Genomic DNA, 19,234 nt, shown 5'->3' with positions numbered 1-19,234 from the left:
GGTACCAGGGCTGGCCAAGCCCTGAAGCGCTTGCTGGCACCCGCGTACAGATGCCTGGGATCAACAATGACTTGCCAAGGCCCATCTACGCTCGAGACAACGCCGCAGCACTTGGCTGTTCGGTTGCAGGTTCGTGCAGCCTCGTCAGGCTCTCGCCATCTGGCTCTTGTGTGCCTGCCGCCACTGTTTCGGACTGACATCGAACCAGCGTCGGAAGGCGCGCGAGAAAGCACTGATCTCTGAATAGCCCAGCAGCAGGGCCAGCTCTGAGATTGGCAGAGCGGATTGCTGCAGATAATAGGTGGCCAGTTCCTGACGCACCGTGTCGACCAAGGCAGAGAAACTCAGGCCATGCTCCTGCAAGCGCCGTTGCACGGTCCAGCTGGGTAGGCGCAGTTGCTCGGCGACCTGCTCCAGGCTCGGATAGCCATCGCCAAGCAACGTCCTTACCTGCGACTTGACGTCATCGACGATGCCTGGGCGATTCGGTACGCCTGCCTGTCCGCCGAGCATGCGCATGCTTTCGATGACGATGGCCAGCAAGCGAGGGTCGCGACCGGGCATCGGCCGGTCGAGCACGCTGCGGCGGAACACCAGGGAATTGCGTTGCTGGCTGAACAATACCGGCGCATCGAAGGCTTTAGCAGCAAGCCGATCGATCGTCGAAAGCGCAATCGCGCATGACATGAAACAGACACCTCGCCCAGCCGTGCTTCATCGTGCAGGCAACACCGCAATGGCGCTCGCCGCTATGGGCCCGAGCAACACCGGTGCCCCTGTCCGGGGCGGCCTGGCACAAGCGCTTGGCGGCCATCACCTGCCTGATCCGGCAGACGCCCTTTCGCTGTGCGTCGAGCCTCCCAATCAGGCAGCACGAACCGAATAGGCTTGACCTTCCAACAATGGCAAGCCCCAGGCTCCCTTGCATCGAATGTTCACCAACAGGGAGCACACCATGAGCATGCCGAGTACCAGCAATGCGCGCGCAGCCACAGCCCCGATAAGCCTGCCTATCGAAGGGATGACCTGCGCAAGCTGCGTGGGCCGGGTCGAAGCCGCCCTGGCCAGGATCGAAGGCGTTGGCAGCGTGTCCGTCAATCTCGCCACCGAACGCGCCGACATCCGCCCGACCGGCCCGGTTGATCGCATGGCGCTGATCCAGGCAGTCAGGAAAGTAGGTTACGACGTACCGGCCGACACCACCGAGCTGGCGGTCGAGGGCATGACCTGCGCATCGTGCGTAGGGCGCGTCGAGAAAGCGCTCAAGGCCGTGCCAGGCGTCACGGATGCCACGGTGAACCTGGCGACCGAGCGCGCCACCGTGCACGGCATGGCGGTCGTGCAGGAACTGATAGCCGCCATCGAGAAAGCCGGTTACGAGGCCCGCCTGGTTGATACCGGCGCCCGGGCCGAGAACGAGGCCGCAGAAAAGAAGGATGCCGAGCTGGCCAGGCTCAAACGCGACCTCATCCTCGCGAGCGTGCTGGCATTGCCGGTGTTCGTGCTCGAAATGGGCTCGCACCTCATTCCAGGCATGCACGCATGGGTCATGGATGTCATCGGCATCCAGGAAAGCTGGTATCTGCAATTCGTGCTGACCTTGCTGGTACTGGCAATTCCGGGCTGGCGCTTCTACGAGAAGGGATTTCCTGCCCTGGTGCGCCTGGCCCCTGACATGAACTCACTCGTGGCCGTCGGTACGGCCGCCGCGTTCGGCTATTCGCTGGTAGCCACCTTTGCCCCCGGCCTGCTGCCCGCAGGAACGGTCAACGTCTATTACGAGGCGGCGGCGGTCATCGTGGCGCTGATCCTGCTGGGGCGCTTTCTGGAGGCGCGGGCCAAGGGTCGTACCTCCGAGGCCATCAAGCGTCTGGTCGGCTTGCAGGCCAAGATGGCACACGTTTCACGCGATGGCCGCATCGTGGACATTTCGATCAACGACGTGATCCTGGGCGACCTCGTGGAGGTCCGGCCCGGCGAACGCGTGCCGGTCGATGGCGAAGTGACCGAAGGCCGCAGCTTCGTGGACGAGTCGATGATCACGGGCGAGCCGATCCCGGTCGAGAAGGCGACAGGCAGCGCGGTGGTTGGCGGCACCGTCAACCAGAAAGGTGCGCTGATGCTGCGCGCCACCGCCGTGGGCGGGCAGACCATGCTCGCGCAGATCATCCGCCTGGTAGAACAGGCCCAGGGCTCCAAGCTGCCGATCCAGGCCGTGGTGGACAAGGTAACGCTGTGGTTCGTGCCGGCGGTGATGGCGGTCGCCGGACTGACCTTCCTGCTGTGGCTCGCGCTTGGGCCGTCACCGGCCCTGACCTTTGCCCTGGTCAATGCCGTGGCGGTGCTTATCATCGCGTGCCCCTGTGCAATGGGGCTGGCTACACCGACCTCGATCATGGTCGGCACGGGCCGCGGCGCGGAAATGGGTGTGCTGTTCCGCAAGGGCGAGGCACTGCAATTGCTCAAGGATGCCCAAGTGGTAGCCGTGGACAAGACCGGTACCCTGACCGAGGGCCGCCCGACCCTGACTGACCTGGAAGTCGCCCCTGGCTTTGAGCGCAACGAGGTTCTGGCAAAGGTGGCCGCGGTGGAATCGCGCTCGGAGCATCCGATTGCCCGCGCCATCGTAGAGTCCGCCGTGGAAGGTGGAGTCGAACTGCAAACGATGACGGATTTCGAATCCGTCACGGGCATGGGCGTGCGCGCCACAGTGAACGGCGCGCGCGTGGAAGTGGGCGCTGACCGCTATATGCGTGAGCTGGGTCTGGACGTGGATGAGTTTGCCCTTGCGGCCGAGCGTCTGGGGCATGAAGGAAAATCGCCACTCTATGCCGCCATCGACGGTCGGCTGGCCGCAATCATTGCCGTTGCCGACCCGATCAAGGCCACCACGCCCGCCGCCATCGCGGCGCTGCACCAGCTCGGCCTGAAGGTCGCCATGATCACGGGAGACAACGCACGCACGGCGCAGGCCATCGCCAGGCAACTGGGCATTGATGAAGTGGTGGCCGAGGTTCTGCCCGAAGGCAAGGTGGAAGCGGTACGCAGGCTGAAGGCGGAACATGGCCGGACCGCCTTCGTGGGCGATGGCATCAACGACGCACCGGCGCTGGCCGAGGCCGACGTGGGCCTGGCCATCGGTACCGGCACCGATGTGGCAGTGGAGTCCGCCGATGTGGTGCTGATGTCCGGCAGCCTGCAAGGCGTGCCCAATGCCATCGCGCTCTCCAAGGCCACCATTGGCAACATCCGCCAGAACCTGTTCTGGGCCTTTGCCTACAACACAGCGCTGATTCCCGTGGCCGCCGGGGCCTTGTACCCGACATTGGGCGTGCTGCTGTCCCCCGTCTTCGCCGCAGGTGCCATGGCCATGTCGAGCGTATTCGTGCTGGGCAACGCGCTACGCCTTCGCCACTTCCGGGCACCGCTGGCAACAGCGTCCGAGACAGCTCATTGAGCGAAGGGGGATAGCCATGAACATTGGCGAAGCATCCAGGATATCCAGAGTCTCGGCCAAGATGATCCGCTACTACGAGCAGATCGGCCTGATCCCCGCCGCGAAGCGAACCGACTCGGGCTATCGCGCGTATACCCAGGCCGACGTTCACCCGTTGCATTTCATCCGTCGCGCCCGCGACCTCGGACTCTCGGTGGCCGAGATCGGTGACCTATTGAATCTGTGGAACGACCAGTCGCGCCAGAGCGCCGACGTCAAGCGTCTCGCACAGCAGCATATCTCCGAGCTGGACCGGCGTATCAAGAGCCTGCAGCAGATGGCCGCGACGCTCAAAGCACTGATCCACTGCTGTGCGGGCGACGAGCGGCCCAACTGCCCGATCCTGCTCACCCTCGAGCGCCCCGATGACGGGGAGCAGGAGCCCGAAGCGCGCACCGGCGCCGTGCCGCGCCGCTATCCCGGCAACAGGCTATCAAGACGCACGTGAGCGTACTGACCGTCAGGAACACGACATGCCCAGAATCACCGTTCTTCCCCATCCCGGTCTGGCGCCAGAAGGCGCCGTGCTGGACGCACCTGCCGGCATCTCGATCTGCGAGGCGCTGCTGAAAAATGGCATCGACATGGAGCACGCGTGCGATATGAAACGCGCCTGCACGACCTGCCACTGCATCGTGCGCAACGGCTTCGGCTCTCTCAAGGAAGCCGATGAGTACGAGGACGACCTGCTTGATCGGGCCTGGGGACTGGAGGCGCAGTCGCGCCTGAGCTGCCAGGCCATCCTGGCCGGGGAAGACCTGACCATCGAAATCCCCAGATACACGATCAACCATGCCAAGGAGACCCCCTAAGGCGCGGCGTACCGCATTGGCCAGCCTATCCCTTGACCTTCCAACCGTGGCAAGAACCACACTGCCTGGCACCCCAACACGAAAGGAGTTTTCCATGCAATTCCATCTTGATGACATGACCTGCGGCGGCTGCGCCCGTACCGTGACCAAGGCCATCCAGACCATAGACCCCAGCGCTCACATCGTCACGGACCCGCCAACCCGCCTGGTCCGGGTACAAACGTCGGCACCGGAGGAAAAGATCGTTGCGGCCCTGCGCGAGGCCGGCTTCCCGCCGCGCTCGCAGTAACGTCCGATCGCGGTCGATCCTGATTCAGATCGACCGCGATGCTGGTACGCCATGCAGCGTTGGCCCCCCTTGCGATGAGCCAGCCGCCTGGCAATCGCCGACAGTGATTGTCCGCGATGCAATCACCCAGGCGCTCAGGCGGCAACGCTGCATGGACCTCGGGCCCGCCTTGGATGAAAGGCTTCATGGACTACCCCCGCTATGCTTGCCGACGGAGGGATAGCAAGGGCACTGGCCTCGTTTTTACACAGCCTGGGCCAGAAGCGAAACAAGCGTCATTGCGTTGATGACGAGGCAAGCATTCTGATCAGGAAGCTCCGGAGACTATCTACAGCCTTGGAACCCTGCGACGCCTTGCTGCGATAGACAGCAACGTCCATCGAATCCAGCGGCCCCAGGTTGTGCTCCCTTCCCAAGATCTGGAGATGGGCCGGCACGGTACAGCGTGTCAGCACCGCCACCGCGATTCCGCTCTCGACGGCAGCGACCTGCCCCGCCAGGCTCGAGCTGTTATAGACGACCTTGTAATGACGGCCTTGCCTGGCCAGGGAATCGACGGCGCATCGGCGCGCGAGGCTGGCCGACTCGTAGACCGCAATCGGCAAGGGATCGCGCCGCCACAGGTCAAATTGCGCAGATCCCACCCATGCCATGGGCTCCTGGAACAGGAACGCTCCGCGCCGTGGGCTGTCACGCGAGACCAATGCCAGATCGAGGTCACCGCTCATCACTCGGGGAATGAGCGCGGTCGACTGTTCGCAGGTCAGCTCGATCTCAACACCGCCATGCCTTGGCGCAAAACGTTTCAAGACCGGCGTGAGGTAGTGCGCTGCGTAGTCCTCGGCGACACCCAGGCGGATTCTCCCGGTCAGTTCCTCGCCCCGGAAGGCTGCTTGTGTCTCGGCGTGCAATGCCAGCATCCGTCGCGCATAGCCCAGCAGCGTCTGTCCGTCGTCGGTCAATTCAAGATGCCGTGGCCCCCGGCTCAGCACCTGTCGGCCGAGCGCTGCCTCCAGCTTCTTGAGCTGCATGCTCACGGCGGATTGGGACCGATGCACCTCGGCGGTGGCGTTGGACAGAGAGCCCGTATCGACCACCGCGACAAAGCATTTGAGCCAATCGATCTGTAGATCCCGAGGCGACATCTGCACCACTCCTGCATTCGAAAAACGAATAGCTGATTGCCAGAATATGCGCTTTTCGTCCAGCCAATGTCTTTGCATGATTGATGGGCGCGCCGCCGGCGGCATTCATCCTGGAGATTTCATGCACTTCGACACCTGGCTGCTCTATCTGCTGACCTGCGGCGGTATTTCGGTCGTCCCCGGCCCGAATGCACTGCTCGTCCTCACCCACGGTGCCCTTCACGGCACCCGCAAGACGCTTTTCACGATCTCCGGCGGCGTCATCGGCTTCATCGCCATGATCGCACTGTGCGTGCTCGGCCTGGGCGCTCTGCTGAAGGCCTCGATCCTCTGGCTGACCGTTCTGAAAGTTATCGGCGGGCTCTATCTCATCTGGCTGGGTGTCAATCTCTGGCGTTCGGAACCGGTGACACTTTCCCCGGGCGATCTTTCAAACTCCAGCCAACTGTTGCTGTTTCGCCAGGGTCTGTTGTCCGCCATCTCCAATCCCAAGGCCTTGCTGCTGTTCACCGCATTCATCACACCCTTCATCGACCCGCATCGGAATCTTCTGCTCCAAACGGTTGTCATGGCGCTGACCTATGCGACGGTGGAATTTGCAGTTGAATTCGGCGTGGCCAGCGCCGCCAATCGCGTGCGGCCCTGGCTAGCAAGGGCGGGACAGCGTTTCAATCGAGTGTGTGGTGGACTCTTTGTGGCCTTTGGTGCGCTGCTGCCAACTCGTTGAGTGATGCCAATGTCTTTACACGCTCCGGGCCGATGACGGACATCGGCAGGTAGCGTTTCCTTCCGGACAACAGGTCTGCTCGCTTGCTTTCAGGGAGAGAGGAAATCATTAGAACACCACAATCCCGCAGCGTGCGCTCCCCATCACGGGCACGCGCGCGTGCCGTCGGCCATCGGCTGTGCATCAGCGTGGCCCGACGCAGGGAAAGGATCGAGGCGGCCAATCTTCGGGGCAGGCCCCTCGCGACCAAGGGTGGCCAGGGCGCCGCCGCCGTTCTTCAGGAAACAGAAGCTTTCAAACGGTACGCCAACCGGCAGGCGTGGAATGCCGAAGCGTGTGTTTTCCGGGGCGATATAGCCGGATACCGGCAGGGTGTACTGTCCCGAGTCCAGGTGGCCGTTGACGACCTTGCGTGAACTGTGCCCCTCGATGCGAATGCGCACATCGCGGGCGACCGGCAGGAAGTTGGCCTTGGCCGGCAGGTCGATGCGGATGCGGCCGATCTGCGCGGTGGGCTGTGGCGTCAGGGTAGTCAGTCGCCGCTCCTTCTCCTGGTCGCCCTCCTGATCGATGACGAAAACGTCCACGCGGCGCGCCGGGTCGGTGGTGAAACCGACGATACGGAAGCGGGAAGTCTGCTCCTGGTCGATGCCCGGGAACGGTTCCCCCAACGTCCCCACCAGCGCCACCTCCACCAGCACATAAGCCGGATCGGCACGGGGCGACGTGTAGATACCGGTCAGCGCCTGCAGCGCATGGGCGGCGACGAACGAGGTGCCGGGCGCATCGACGATCGGCATGCCGCTGTAGGTGATGTAGTCGCCGACCACCAGCGGTGCGGGCTTTTCCGGGTCGCAGCCCGAGAGCGGCGCAGCGGTGGGTTCGGCGGCCACGGCGCCGCAGGTGAAACGCCCGGGCTGCCCGGGATCGCCGGCAGCGCGACGGTTCCCGCGCGGGCACAATGCATCCTCCGCCGGCGGGGCGACCCGGGGAATGCACATGGGAAAGCCGGTACTAGCCGTCACCGGCGCGTTACCCGGATCGGAGGTGAAACGATCATCGATCAGCTCGCCACCGCTCTTCTCGCTGTTCTTGCGACCGTAGACACCCAACGCGTCGTTGATCCGTACCCGCGCCGTAGCGGTGCCCGTCAACGTGCCGACCAGCAGCTCACCCTTGTCATAATCGATGGCGCGGATGAAGCCGGCGCCCTCGCCTTCTTCGTTGAACCCCTGCGGCATGAGGTTGACCACGCCAGCGATGTACCGTCCGCCGACCATGTTACCCAGCGCCTGCACCATCACCGGCAGCGTCGGCGGTGGCTGGTCGGCGAACGCCAGACCGCTGGCCGCCTGGGGCGCTGCCAAGGCCTCGCCCCAGCCCGGTTGCTTGCCACGGAACAGATCGCTCAGGGTGAGGTACTGGCCGGGCATGGTGATCAGCAGGTTCCTGGGCAGGATCACCCGCGCGCCATTGACGGTGAGGCTACCGCCCGACAACGGATCGCCGGGGTTATCCACCTTCAGCTCCTGCAGGTATCCGGTCAGCAGGAACGATGGATTGGGGTCTTCGCCGCGCGCATCGCCCAGCCCGCCGAGCAGGAGCAGCGCCAGCACGCATTGCCCCAAGGCCAGCCCGTATTCATTGCCGTTGCGTGTAGGCATGGTCGCCTCCTGTCCACAGGCCGACAGCGAACCCGTGGTGCTGTTGCCGGGTGAAGTTCAGCACCACTCCGGGGCTGGGCTCGAACTGCTGCAGCGTGCCGAGGGCAGTGATGAGATTTTCCGCAGTGAGGCGCTTGCCGCTGCGGGCCAGGGTTTCGATCAGGGTCTGTGCTGCCGTGTCGGCCAGCAGCGTCCACAGGTGCTGGTTCGCCGACAGGCCGTCGCCCGGTGATACGGCCTCGGGCATCGGCAACGCCACCCACTCGCGCAGGGGGCCCGGAGTCCGTTGCGGCGGCGCCCCGGAGATCACCGCGAGGCTTCCCAGGCAAACGCGAGCCGAGCGTTGCGCCAATTGCTGGCGCGCCTCGTCCAGCAACCGTGAATCGAGCAGCGCGATCACGCGGGAAGCCCCGGCGTCGGCCAACTGCGCTTGCAACTGCCGGGTATCGGTGATGGCGAGCGTGCGCACGCCAGGATCGCTGCCGAACCGATCCGCCAACGGGTCGCCGGAGTGATGGAGCAGCAGCGTGGCGCCGTCGGGCTGCGGACACTGACGCGCCAGCTCGGCGGCCAGCCGGCCGACCTGCGCGGCCAGGCTCGGCAACAGGTAGCTGAGCCGCGCCTGGGACGAGTCCTCCCGGGGCACGCCCAGCGTGGCGACCATCGCCACCTGGCGCTGCGCCAACGCCTGGCGCAGCTCGGCATCCGGCTCGGGCAGCAGGCTGCCGACCAATGCGAATACCGGCGGAGCCCCGGAGTCGAGCAAATCGCGTGCGGCCCGCGAGGCGCTGGCCGGCGAGTCCCCGGCATCGACCACCACCAGCTCGATGCGCCGGCCGAACAGACCACCGTCGGCATTGAGGGCGGCGAAGCGCTGCTCCAGCGTGCTGCGCACCAACCGACCGACTGCGGCCTGCGGTCCGCTCAAGGGCAGCACACTGGCGACGGTGATTCGCTCGTCGGTGACGCCGCGGGGCTCATCGCCACGACCGCTTAGCTGCCGCAGGTAGGCAACCAGCGCCTGGCCTTCGTCAGCACTGAGGGCGAAGCGCGGCATTGGCGCCTTCAGCACTCGTTGCGCGCGGCCACGTCCGTCGCGAATGGCCGCCAGCACTGCGTCGGCATCCGCGTAGCCGGGCCCATCCGGGTTGCCCAGCATCAGCAGGTGCCATTGCAACGCCGGAGCCCGGACGCCGCCCTCACGCAGCCCGGCGCCCTCGCTGCCATGACACTGGATACAGGCCATGCCGCTGAGCTCGACGCCATTGAGCCGCGGCGCACGGCTGAACTCGCGCTCGCCACGGTACAGCGCGCGGCCCATCTGCAAGACAGACTCGTCCGCCAGCGCCCCTCCCGCCAGCGCCAGGGCCAGCAGCGCCGCTACGCTCCTCATGCGGCCAACTCCCGCAGGAGCTCGACCACCGTCTGCGGCGGATTGAGCGACGAGGTGCGCGTCCAGCGGCCACGGCGAGTGTCGCCCAGCCACAGCAGCGGCGGATGCTCGCTGAGGTTCGTCGAGCGCACCTCGAAGGCGCGCAGCACCCGGCCGATGTCATCCGCCTCGCCGGTGAGCAACAACCAGTCGGACTCGGGCAGTTGGAAGCGCTCGGCGTAGGCGCGCAACTGTTCCGGGCCATCGCCGTAGGGATCGACGGTGATGGAGACGACCCGCAATCCGTCCAGGCCCGGCTCGCCACGCAGGCGCCGGTAGGTCTCGCGCATCAGCGCGGTCTGCGGCGGGCACAGCGTGGTGCAGGCGGTGAACATGAATCCCACCGCGACCAGGCGCTCGGCGAAAACCTCGGCCAGGCGCCAGGACTGGCCATGCTGGTCGAGCAAGGTGACGTCCGGCAACGCCGGCGAACCCAGCCAGTCCGCCGCCAGCAGAGCACGTGACCAGGAGCCGGACAGGCAAGCCCCGGCAAGCAAGGTGGTGAACAGGCTACGGCGTCTCATCGCGGCGCCTCCAGCGGCCAGCGCAGCGTGCCGAGGCGGCCGCGCTCATAGCCGGTGCCCAGCGCCGGCGCGCGCACCAGCAGTTCGAAGCGCCCGCCACGCAAGCCATGCAGCTCGGCCCGATAACGGCCCTCGCCCAGCGGCACGGCCGTCGTGCGACCTTGCCAGGGGCCTTGCCACTGCACTGCCAGCAGCGTGACGTCGCCCGTGTCCAGTGCCTTGCCGGCGGCATCGTGCAGGGCAAATTCGACCTGCGCGACATCCTCCGTCGCGGCGCGCACCGCCTGCAGCTTCGGCGTGGCCGACGGGTGTTCCTGCGGTGCGGCCGGCATGCCCTGCAGATCGAGCACGAAGCAGCTGGTGATCGACGGTTGCAGGTTGCGGATCACCACGTCATAGCGCCCGCTGCGCTCGACCTGAGTCGCCGCCTCGAAGCGGCCGGGCCTGCGCTCCACCAGGCTGCTGTCGAGGACCAGCAGCCCCCGCATGGGCCGGCGGTAGTTACTGAAGCTGCCCACCGGCACCATCATCCCTTCGACATAGCGGTAGATCATGGCGTCGGCCGGGTTGCCCACCAGCATGCCATTGCCCTCCGGCGCCGGGGCCATCGGGCTGGCAACGTTCAGGCTCCGTGCAAGCTCCGCCGGAGCGCCGCGCCCCATCGGCACATTGACCGTCACCAGCTTGCCGCGCCGCGCCTCGCCGAGGTTGACCAGGCGCATGTCGGCCGACTCCTGGCTGCGCACATAGGCGAAGTCCCGCGAGAACCCCAGGTGGTCGGGACGACCGGGGATTTCCAGCTCGTCGACGCGCCGGGCAGTGGCCAGGTCGATCAGGCTCAGGCGGTTGCTCATGCCGTTGAGCACCAGCGCGTAGCGTCCGTCGTCGAACAGCCCGAGGGCTTCCACGCCCGGCTGCAGGGCGATGCGTTCGACCTCGCCGCTGGCGGGGTCGATCAGACTCAGCGTACCGGCGTTGATCGCCAGCACCGCCAAGCGTTGCGCCGCTGCGCTCCAGGCGCTCGCCACCGGCGTACCGGGCACCTCGACGGTGGTGATACGGCCACCGACGCGCTCGATCAGCGACACGCTGTTGCCATCGGCGTTGGTCGCGGCGAGCCATCGGGCGCCCGCATCGACCATCAGGGTATGCGGGCCCTCGCCCACCGCCAGCCGCTCGAGCACCCGGCCGTCGCTGGCGTCCAGCGCCAGCAGCTCGGCGCCGCCATCGAGGCCGACCCAGACCTTGCGCCCGTCAGGGTCGGCGACCAGGCGCGTAGGCAAGCTGCCCTCCCCGGTATCGACAAGGCCGACCAGGCGCCGCGTCAGGCTGTCGACCAGGGCGACCTTGCCGATCTCGCGCAGGCTGATGAACAGCCGCTGAGCCTGGGCCAGCCATACCCAGTCGTAACCCCGGGACGGCAGTTGGACGATGGATTCGAGCTTACTGTTGCGCAGGCCGACATGGGGGTTGATGAACGCCACGGTGTCGTCCTGGTTGAGCGTCACCAGGCGATACCCATTGAGGTCTACGTCCGCCCGCGAGCCGAGCGAACCGGCCATCAGCGTCTGCGCCTTGAATGTGCACCCCAGTTCGTTGGCGACCTGCTCGGAGTGACGCCTGAGCATCCACGCCGCCGGCCGCGCGCCCTCGATGGGCAGGCCGCTGCGCGCGTCGCTGAGGCTGATGCGGGTCAGGCCGTTGCCGTCGTGCAGCGCCTGGTAGCTGAGCTCCACGGTCACCCCGCCCTGGGTGGCGCTGAGTACGCTCGGCTCGCCGGCGAAGGCCGGCGCGGCCAACGCCAGCAGGAGGAGAAACCGGGCCACGCGGATCATCACAGGAAATACACCCGGCCAACGGCCACGCGCTTGAACTGGCCGGTGTTGTTGGCGTCGATCAGGTCGAACTTGACCTCGTCGATGCTGCGCCCATTGCCGGTCCTGGCGCCCAGGACCGGTGCGCTGCCACGCTGCTGGCTGAGGGCGACGGCCGGCGCCACCAGACGGAACCACAGGCCGTTGTCCAGACGGACCTTCAGCGAGGCGATGTAGTAGTCGCCGAGGTTGCCGTTGGCCGAGAGGCACGCACCGACCTTGCTGACCGGCTGGGAGAACTTCAGGTGGATCGGTTTCATCAATTCACCCGCGCCACGGATCGAACCCAGCAGCAGGGGTTCGTCGACGTCGAAGTTGTAGCCGAACAGCCCGTCACGGCATTGCGAATACACCAGTGTCGGACCGTTGCGCACGATGGTGATGCGCTGGTCACCGACGACGAAGGCGCGGTAACGGCCACTGACCGACACGTCCTGGACGAGGGGTCGAACGCCGCCGTTGAAGTCGGCGAACGATTGCCAGGACGCCGTCTGGCAATCGGCGCTGAGGGCATTGCGGTCGAGCACCGCTTCGAGGTCCGCGCTCATGGTTTGTCCTCCTTGAGGTCTTCAGTGGCGCCCGACGTCACCCGCAGCAGGCCCCAGGTCCCGCCGTCGAAGACGAAGCTGGCCTGGCTGCGCCACAGGTAGTCCATTGCCACGCCCTGGCGTCCGCCGGCCTTAAGCAGCAGGTTGGCGCTCATCAGCGGACCCACGCCGTTGTAGCTGCCCTGGTTGATCCAGCCGTGTTCCACCGCGTCGGCATGGCTGGCGAAGGGCACGGGCACGCCGGCGTTGCCCGGTTGCACGTCGCGGACCAGGTGGTACGGCATCGGGTCCCACTCATGGCCATGCACGGCGATGGCCTGCTGGCGGGTGTGGCCGCCGGGGTGGACGATGCGCAGGCGCACTTCGCTGCCGGCGCGAGCCAGCAGCAGTGGCGTCTCGGGGTCGCAGACATGCCGCAAGGGTTGCGCCAGCAGGTCGATGCCGGCCTGGCAGCGGATGTCCCGCGCGGCGACCAGCGCGCCTTTCGCCTTGACCAACTGGTCGGCGCTGGCCGGGCTCACCGGCATGCGCCGGGCGTCATTGCGCTGCACCTTGGAGCTGAGCACCCCGGCGTAATCGAGCTGGTTGCGATCCTCGAAGGGCACCGACGGATCGCCGCCGCGGCGGCCCCAGAGTGGCTCGCTACGGTAGTTGACGGCCTTGGCGCCATAGTCGTCCGGCTCCTCGGCGCCTGCGAGGTTCTCCAGGCGGTTGCCGTCGATCTTGGCGTCCACCGCGTCCTGCAGCACCAGCACCAGGTCGCGGTAGCGGCGTTGCTCGCGCCGGTCCTCGGCGATGGCGTTGCCGTCCTTGTCCAGGGTCGGAGAGAAGCAGACCGTGGCGCTGATATCGCTGCGACGGTCGGCCTCACGCTCCTCGACATTCTCGGAACGGCACACGCGGCTGCCCTGCGGACCGATCACCAGCGCGCCGATGGCGCCGTGCGCCGGGTGCTTGATCACGTCGGCGTAGCTGCTCAACGGCAGCGCACCAAACTCCACCGGCGTGGGCACCTGTCGACCCTTGTCGTCCATCCGGTACTCGCCGGCGTACCAGATGGCGAACGATGCCGACGTACAGGCGCTGTCGTCGGGCGCATCGGCAGTGCAAGGCGGTATCAGGTTGCCTTGCGGGCGGTCCTGGGCGGGGTCGTCGCGCCCGGCATCCCAGCGGCCGTTGCTGCCGATATTGGCGCCATCGGCGTCACGGCTGTAGCGGGCGAGCATCGGCGTCGAGAGGCCGATGCTCGACGACATGCGCAGCTGGTTGTAGTTGAAGCCGTCGAGAATCATCGACATGAAGTTGTCGCTGAAATGCGCCGTGGTGCGTTCGCCATTGACCACCGGGCCATCCGGCAGTACCGCCGGCAGGTGGTTGCGCAGTTTGACGAACAGGCAGGCGCCAGCCGGCGCGCGCAGCACCAACGGCTCGATTGGCCGCGTGCCGTTCTGTACCTGCTGGCGCAGCTGGGTGAGGATGAAGCGGTTCAACTGGCCGGCGTCGAGATACGGGGCGGCTGCCTCCGCGAGGGCCGCGTCTTCCTCCACCAGGTCGTCGTAGAACCCCTTGGGTTCGTCCTCGCCGGGCAGGCGGTTGTTGCGCACGTAAAGGATGGCGTTCGGATCGTCCAGGCGCAGGCGCTGGTTGTAGGGGATGCCGCGCCGGCCCGCGCCGCATCCGCCCGTCAGCTCGCAGGCGCGCACCGCGCTGATATCGAAGAACAGCTGCGGGCTGCCAGCCGGGCAGACCCGGAGCGAGGCTTCGTCGTCCGCCGGCCGTGGCGGCAGCGGCACCGGGTTGCCGGGCAAGCCGTGGAGCCGGGCGATGCCGGCCTGGACCACCGGTTCGCTGACAGGCGCCTGGCCGTTGCGCACCGGGCTGTCCTTGCGCCCGTAGCTGCGCACCAGGCCCCACATGCCATCCCAGAGCTGGTCTACGGAGGAACCGAAGTACAGCGAATCGAGCACCGGAGTGGCCAGCGGGTTGACCTTGATGTCGAACTCCATGTGCTCGGAGATGCCCAGCGGCTGGGCGCTGGTCCAGCCGGAACGGGGGTTGTCCGGCTCGCGGGACCACTTGTACTCGCTCATGGCGAAGACGTGCTGGGCCTCCTGGGCCCCCTGGATCAGCCGGATGTACAGCGGGTCCCCTTCGTAGCCGGCGACCACCGGCGTCGCCGGGTCGCCCAGCATGCGCCAGGGCTCCTCGCGTTGCAGCCGGCAGGCGCCCGGCAGTTGCGTGGCGGGATAGAGCGCGCAGTTGAAGTCCCGGCGCCAGCGCTCGATGTCGGCTAGGGTCTTGTCCAGCCGGTTGCCCAGGCCGGCCTGCTTGAGGATCTGCCGTGTCCGGGGCGACACCACCGCGCCATAGGACTGGGTGGCGAGCAGCCGGTCGGGAGAGGCATGCACCTGGGTGCTGAACACGTTGGCCATGTCGCCGACACAGTCGTAGCGCCCCGGCGGGCAATCCTTCTGGCGGTAATCGAAGCCGCCCAGTGACGTGTTCGGCGTGCGCTCGGTGATGCGCAGCGGCACCGGCTCGTTGCGGTAGTTGATCAATTGCGTGCCGGGGTCCTCCGAGGAGATCGCCAGCGGGCGCGGCTGATTGAGGGCGACCTGGCGATGCCCGAGGCGGATCTGCGAACGGTCCGGGTCCTCCGGGTTGATCGGCTCCAGCGCGGCGTTGTAGAGGATCGAGAAGTCAGCCAGGGCCAGCGCGTATTCGCGCCGGGTGTCGGGGGCGCGCAGCGCCGGCGGGCAGTCCAGCTTGGCGTCGGTACGGGCCGGGTCGAGCGGGTTGGAGTCCTTGCGCGATCCGCTTTGTTGCGGGGTCGGCACGCCACCCCAGAGGCACAGCGGCGAGACGATGTTGGCACGGGTCGCGGTCGGACCGCCGTCCTCGCGCAACTTCAGCGGCTCGCGCAGCTCGTTGGCGGCCACCGCGCGGGCGGCGGGGTCGGGCGCGCGAACCTTGCAGCGCTTGTCCAGCTCGATGGTCCATTGGGAAAGATTGGCGCCGCCGATCAGCTTGCCGCGCTCCTTGTCCCGCAGCGCCGCGTCGCGGCTGCACAGCTTGCTCCAGTCGAGGTCCCTGGCGTCCAGGCGCAGCCAGACCGAGTTGCTCGGCTCGACGATCAGCGCGGCGTAGAGGCCATGCTGCTGGTGCGAGCTGGGGCCGAAATGGTCATGGGTGAACACCGTGCGCAAGGTGTAGTCGCGGCCATTGCGCGGGTCGAGCAACGGGTCGGCATACCAGCGCTGCACCGTGCGCTGGGCGCCGCAGAACGGGTATTTCTCGGCAAGGGTCTTGAGTGGCAGCCCGGCCGCATTCGCGGGACAGGTGCCCTTTTTCTTCAACGCCGCGCAACGCGCATTGCCCGGCGCGCACGGAGCGGCGAACAGCGGGTGGGTGCGCAGCGCCAGCGGGGCGACTCCGCGGGCGCCGGCGGTATTGTTGTAGGCATGCACGCGCTCGCGCACTTCCTCGGGGGAGAACGTGCCGTCCTCGTAGTTCCAGCCGTTGCCCGCCCCATCGGAGGCGGTTACGTCGAACTTCACCAGGTGGATGTGCTGGCCGATGGTGTCGGTCGGCGTATAGATCTGGAAATCGTCCAGCGCCAGTGCGTTGGGCACCAGGTTGCTGTGCTTGAAGTTGATGCAGTCGCCGGAGTTGGCGCGGAAGAATAGCGGCTCGGGCAGGCGCGCGCGGGTGTTGGGGTCGATGATGTCCTTGATGTCCTGCTCCAGCGAGAGGATGCGCGCCTGCGGATCGAACCAGCCGTGGCGGTTGACGGTGAGTTCGGTCTGGATCACGCCCACGCGATAGTCGCGCACCGGCGCCGGGGCCGGGCATGGGTCGGCGAAGGGCGCGCCGGACACCGGTGCGCGACCATTGACCCAGAACACCGGCGGGCCCTCGGGCGTGTCCTGCTGTTCGACAGTGCTGGCGCGGCTCGACTTGTAGCCGCGCGCCTCCTGTTCCCACAGTGGATTGCGCGGATCGTCCGCCTCGCTCACCGGCTCCAGCCCCGGCGCGCTCAGGGTGCCGGCATGAAACGCCATTGCGCTGCGCTCCTTCGGCTCGCCCTCCTCGTCGAGCAGCCGGATGCCGGCGATGGACTTCCACTCCTCGGCCAGCGCGTACAACGCATTGGGGTTCTGCTCGAAGACTCGCCGGGCGTTCAGTTGCGCGCTCGGCGAGCCCTTGGCCAGCGCCGCTTCGAGCACATCCTGGTTGGCCAGCGCGCGCTCGGTGAGGTTGCCCTTGTTCTCCCAGCCGGTGAGCACATGGCGCGGCAGGCCGCCGTTGACCGGCTGGCCGTCGACTACGTCCATGTCCTTGGGCGGTTGCGGCGGCCGGTGACCGGGCTCACCGGGAATATAGAAGGGATAGCCGGCGAACTGCTCGGTGGGCATCGGTGCCAGTGCGGAACCGGGGATCGGCACCAGAGCCGGGCTTTCCGTGCCGCCGGCGACTTCGGCGTCCGGCAGCTTGCGTGCGTCGGAGCCATCCTCGAATACGTCGTGGGTGCGCCACAGCTCCCACATGCCCTGGGCGAAGTGCGGATAGAGATGGCAATGGAAGATCGAGTCGCCAGGCGTCAGGTTGCGGTTACCCGAGCCGCCGAACTCGATCTCGTAACTGAAGGTGGCGCCGGGGGAGATGGTCTGCGAGTCGAGGTAGGTGGAGCCAGCGGCGCTGGGGTTCTGCACCCACTGGTGGGCATGCAGATGGAAGACGTGGGTTTCCTTGGGCCCCGCATGGATATTGCGAAAACGTACCGCGTCGTTCAGGTACGAGTGGTGCACGTTGGAGGGGTCGTCGGGATACAGCGCGCCGACCGGTTTCCGGCCGTCATCGCTCCAGCGCAGCAGCAGCGCCGGGTCGCCGTTGGCCCAGGAGCTCAGGAAGAACTCTTCCGCGCGGCACTCCGGGCAATCCCTGGCCGGACCGGTGCGCCGATTGCGGGCCAGCACCATAGCGCCCATGCCGCCGGCGCCGTAGTTCACCCCCATGTTGTCGCGGATGTAGAACAGCGGGTTGGACTCGTCCTCCAGTTCCGCGAACGCCTGCACCGCCTTGATCTCATCGTGCATGATCACGGTGAATTCGCGGTAGGCGTGACCGCAGCTGTTACCGAAGGCGTATGCCTGGCAGTGACGGTCGGGGCCGGTGGTGTCGTTGTGGTCTGGCGCCTCGCCGGTGAGCACGACGATGGCATTGAGGTCGGAGTGGACGATCTCGTCGCCATCGAGCATGGCCAGTATCGGCATGCCCGCCTGCGGCCCGCTGGCATAGCGGGCGTTGTCGTAGTCGAGATTGGAGAATGGATGGCTGCCCGACGCGGCCGGATGGGCGGCGGCCTGCAGATCGCCGTGAGTGACCTGCGAACGGTACCAGCGGGCGCCGCGTGGCTGCACGTTGACGGCGCCGAAGAGCCCCGCGCCGAGTTGCCCGCCGTCCCCCTCCCCGCCGACGCTGGCGCCGGTGGAGTATGCGAAGTAGGTTCCTTCGCGTACCGCCTGCAGACGGTAGATGGCACTCTGTCCGGGGTAGACCTGGCCGCCCTGCTGTTCCAGGCGCTGGCGCAGCGCGGCGTCGGTGGCGGGGTTCAGCACGGCGCGATTGAGGCCGACGTTATCCCCGTCGGTGCCGCACAGCCAGGCGTGACCGGCAGTCGAAGGCGGGCACTCGTCAGGGCGCATCGGCACCAGGTTGAGGCCATTGACGTGAAACGCGGCGGCACGGGTATAGGGCAGGTCGTTGCTGACCGACATGGCGCGAACCAGGTTGCGGCCGTCGCTGCCATTGGCGGGGTAGACCGTGCCGTAGTTGTCCTCCATGTGCGCGGGGACCTTTCCGGCATATTGCTCAGGCAGGTTGCTGCGCTCCTCGGGCACCCCCGGCAGGAGCAGGTTGTGGAAGCGCACCTCCAGGCAGTCGCCTTCGTTGGCGCGCAACACCAGCGGGCGCGGACGCTTACCGGGACGCAGGCGCACGTGGCCGGGGGCCTGGGTCAGGTTGCCGTCGTCGACCGGCGTGCCATCGGCGATCCGCGGATGGCCGGAAAACACCACGTCGCGGCGCAACGCATAGAGCATGCCGGCCGGGTTGAACGCGCCGAAACGGTTGAGTACGTAGGCCTGCTCCAGCGCCACTACCTCGGCACGCAACGTGCGTTGGCAGAGGACGGGGGACGGCGCGCCGAGCGCTGCCCCTGCGGGGGCCGCGATAGCCAGTTCACTGGCGGAGCCCAGGACGCACAGGGCGAGCCACTGGCAGGCAGAACGTATGGGAAAGCGCATGGACTCTCTCCTCTTTCGTTCGGTGCCGGCACACGTCGCGACACGATCGAAACAGCACAGAATCCCCGCTCAGGGCACACTCCTTGGAGCATCCGCTCACTACTACAGCACCCGGACTAGATCCAGCAGGGCTAAGTTCCTGCGCAGAACTCTAGATCACAGGCCCAGCCCACGTACGACCGTTCGTAGCAAAAAACGAAACTCGCAGTAGCACAATAATATCGGTCCGGGCGCTTCGATCCGGCCCCGTCCTCGCCGGCAAACGGAGGCAATGCCGGAGGGTCATATCTGTGGCGCGCCACCCGGTTCAGCGAGCAGACTCAACGATCGACTCGACAATCAACGAACCGGCCCACCCGCCCCAGCACGTCGCTCCTCGTCGCCGCTTTCAACGAAGCGGCGCAATCCCTGGAACCCG

At 66.7% G+C, this 19,234-nt stretch carries 13 protein-coding genes; 5 read left to right on the top strand and 8 right to left on the bottom strand.

The genetic code is table 11. The features are described 5' to 3' along the window. Positions 1–144: 144 nt before the first annotated feature. Entirely contained in the window at positions 145–687 is a 543-nt protein-coding gene (locus H681_RS06325; protein WP_015476012.1) for a helix-turn-helix transcriptional regulator, read from the bottom strand. A gap of 268 nt (positions 688–955) precedes the next feature. Here H681_RS06325 and H681_RS06320 point away from each other — a divergent pair, with 268 nt between their 5' ends. From H681_RS06320 to H681_RS06305, 4 genes are all read left to right on the top strand, one after another. After that, on the top strand, positions 956–3,457 hold the full coding sequence (locus H681_RS06320) for a heavy metal translocating P-type ATPase (RefSeq protein WP_015476011.1): 2,502 nt from the start codon (positions 956–958) through the stop codon (positions 3,455–3,457). Between the two features lie 16 nt (positions 3,458–3,473). Next, a complete protein-coding gene (gene cueR / locus H681_RS06315; RefSeq protein WP_015476010.1) occupies positions 3,474–3,944 on the top strand; it encodes a Cu(I)-responsive transcriptional regulator in 471 nt (156 codons plus the stop codon). A gap of 25 nt (positions 3,945–3,969) precedes the next feature. Next, entirely contained in the window at positions 3,970–4,308 is a 339-nt protein-coding gene (gene fdx, locus H681_RS06310; RefSeq protein ID WP_015476009.1) for an ISC system 2Fe-2S type ferredoxin, read from the top strand. Positions 4,309–4,402: 94 nt separating this feature from the next. Beyond that, positions 4,403–4,597 carry a heavy-metal-associated domain-containing protein gene (locus tag H681_RS06305; RefSeq protein ID WP_015476008.1) on the top strand — a complete coding sequence of 65 codons (195 nt, stop codon included), beginning with the start codon at positions 4,403–4,405 and terminating at the stop codon, positions 4,595–4,597. Positions 4,598–4,872: 275 nt separating this feature from the next. Here the strand turns inward: H681_RS06305 and H681_RS06300 are convergent, their stop codons facing one another. Continuing rightward, positions 4,873–5,742, bottom strand: a complete 870-nt coding sequence (locus tag H681_RS06300; protein WP_015476007.1) for a LysR family transcriptional regulator — start codon at positions 5,740–5,742, stop codon at positions 4,873–4,875. A gap of 121 nt (positions 5,743–5,863) precedes the next feature. Between H681_RS06300 and H681_RS06295 the strand changes: the two genes are divergently transcribed. Further along, positions 5,864–6,469, top strand: coding sequence for a LysE family translocator (locus tag H681_RS06295; protein WP_015476006.1), 606 nt, complete (start codon positions 5,864–5,866; stop codon positions 6,467–6,469). Between the two features lie 143 nt (positions 6,470–6,612). Here the strand turns inward: H681_RS06295 and H681_RS06290 are convergent, their stop codons facing one another. Genes H681_RS06290 through H681_RS25490 form a run of 6 tightly spaced genes read right to left on the bottom strand, consistent with a single transcriptional unit; the run spans position 6,613 to position 18,816 of the window. Continuing rightward, positions 6,613–8,133, bottom strand: coding sequence for a hypothetical protein (locus H681_RS06290; RefSeq protein ID WP_015476005.1), 1,521 nt, complete (start codon positions 8,131–8,133; stop codon positions 6,613–6,615). Further along, positions 8,111–9,526: a cytochrome c/ABC transporter substrate-binding protein gene (locus H681_RS25495; protein ID WP_015476004.1), complete on the bottom strand. Its 1,416-nt coding sequence runs from the start codon at positions 9,524–9,526 to the stop codon at positions 8,111–8,113. Before H681_RS25495 ends, H681_RS06290 begins: the two co-directional genes overlap by 23 nt. After that, positions 9,523–10,089, bottom strand: a complete 567-nt coding sequence (locus H681_RS06280; protein WP_015476003.1) for an SCO family protein — start codon at positions 10,087–10,089, stop codon at positions 9,523–9,525. The genes H681_RS25495 and H681_RS06280 overlap by 4 nt, the downstream gene beginning before the upstream one ends. Next, positions 10,086–11,915: a YncE family protein gene (locus tag H681_RS06275; protein WP_157883303.1), complete on the bottom strand. Its 1,830-nt coding sequence runs from the start codon at positions 11,913–11,915 to the stop codon at positions 10,086–10,088. Before H681_RS06275 ends, H681_RS06280 begins: the two co-directional genes overlap by 4 nt. An 8-nt stretch (positions 11,916–11,923) precedes the next feature. Continuing rightward, the gene (locus tag H681_RS06270; RefSeq protein WP_015476001.1) at positions 11,924–12,511 is read right to left on the bottom strand and encodes a hypothetical protein; all 588 of its coding nucleotides are present in this window, start codon (positions 12,509–12,511) and stop codon (positions 11,924–11,926) included. Then, positions 12,508–18,816, bottom strand: coding sequence for a multicopper oxidase (locus H681_RS25490; RefSeq protein ID WP_015476000.1), 6,309 nt, complete (start codon positions 18,814–18,816; stop codon positions 12,508–12,510). Before H681_RS25490 ends, H681_RS06270 begins: the two co-directional genes overlap by 4 nt. Between the last annotated feature and the right edge of the window lie 418 nt (positions 18,817–19,234).

The organism is Pseudomonas sp. ATCC 13867 (genome assembly GCF_000349845.1).
Taxonomy (GTDB): Bacteria; Pseudomonadota; Gammaproteobacteria; order Pseudomonadales; family Pseudomonadaceae; genus Pseudomonas.
This window is presented reverse-complemented; position numbering and strand designations above follow the sequence as displayed.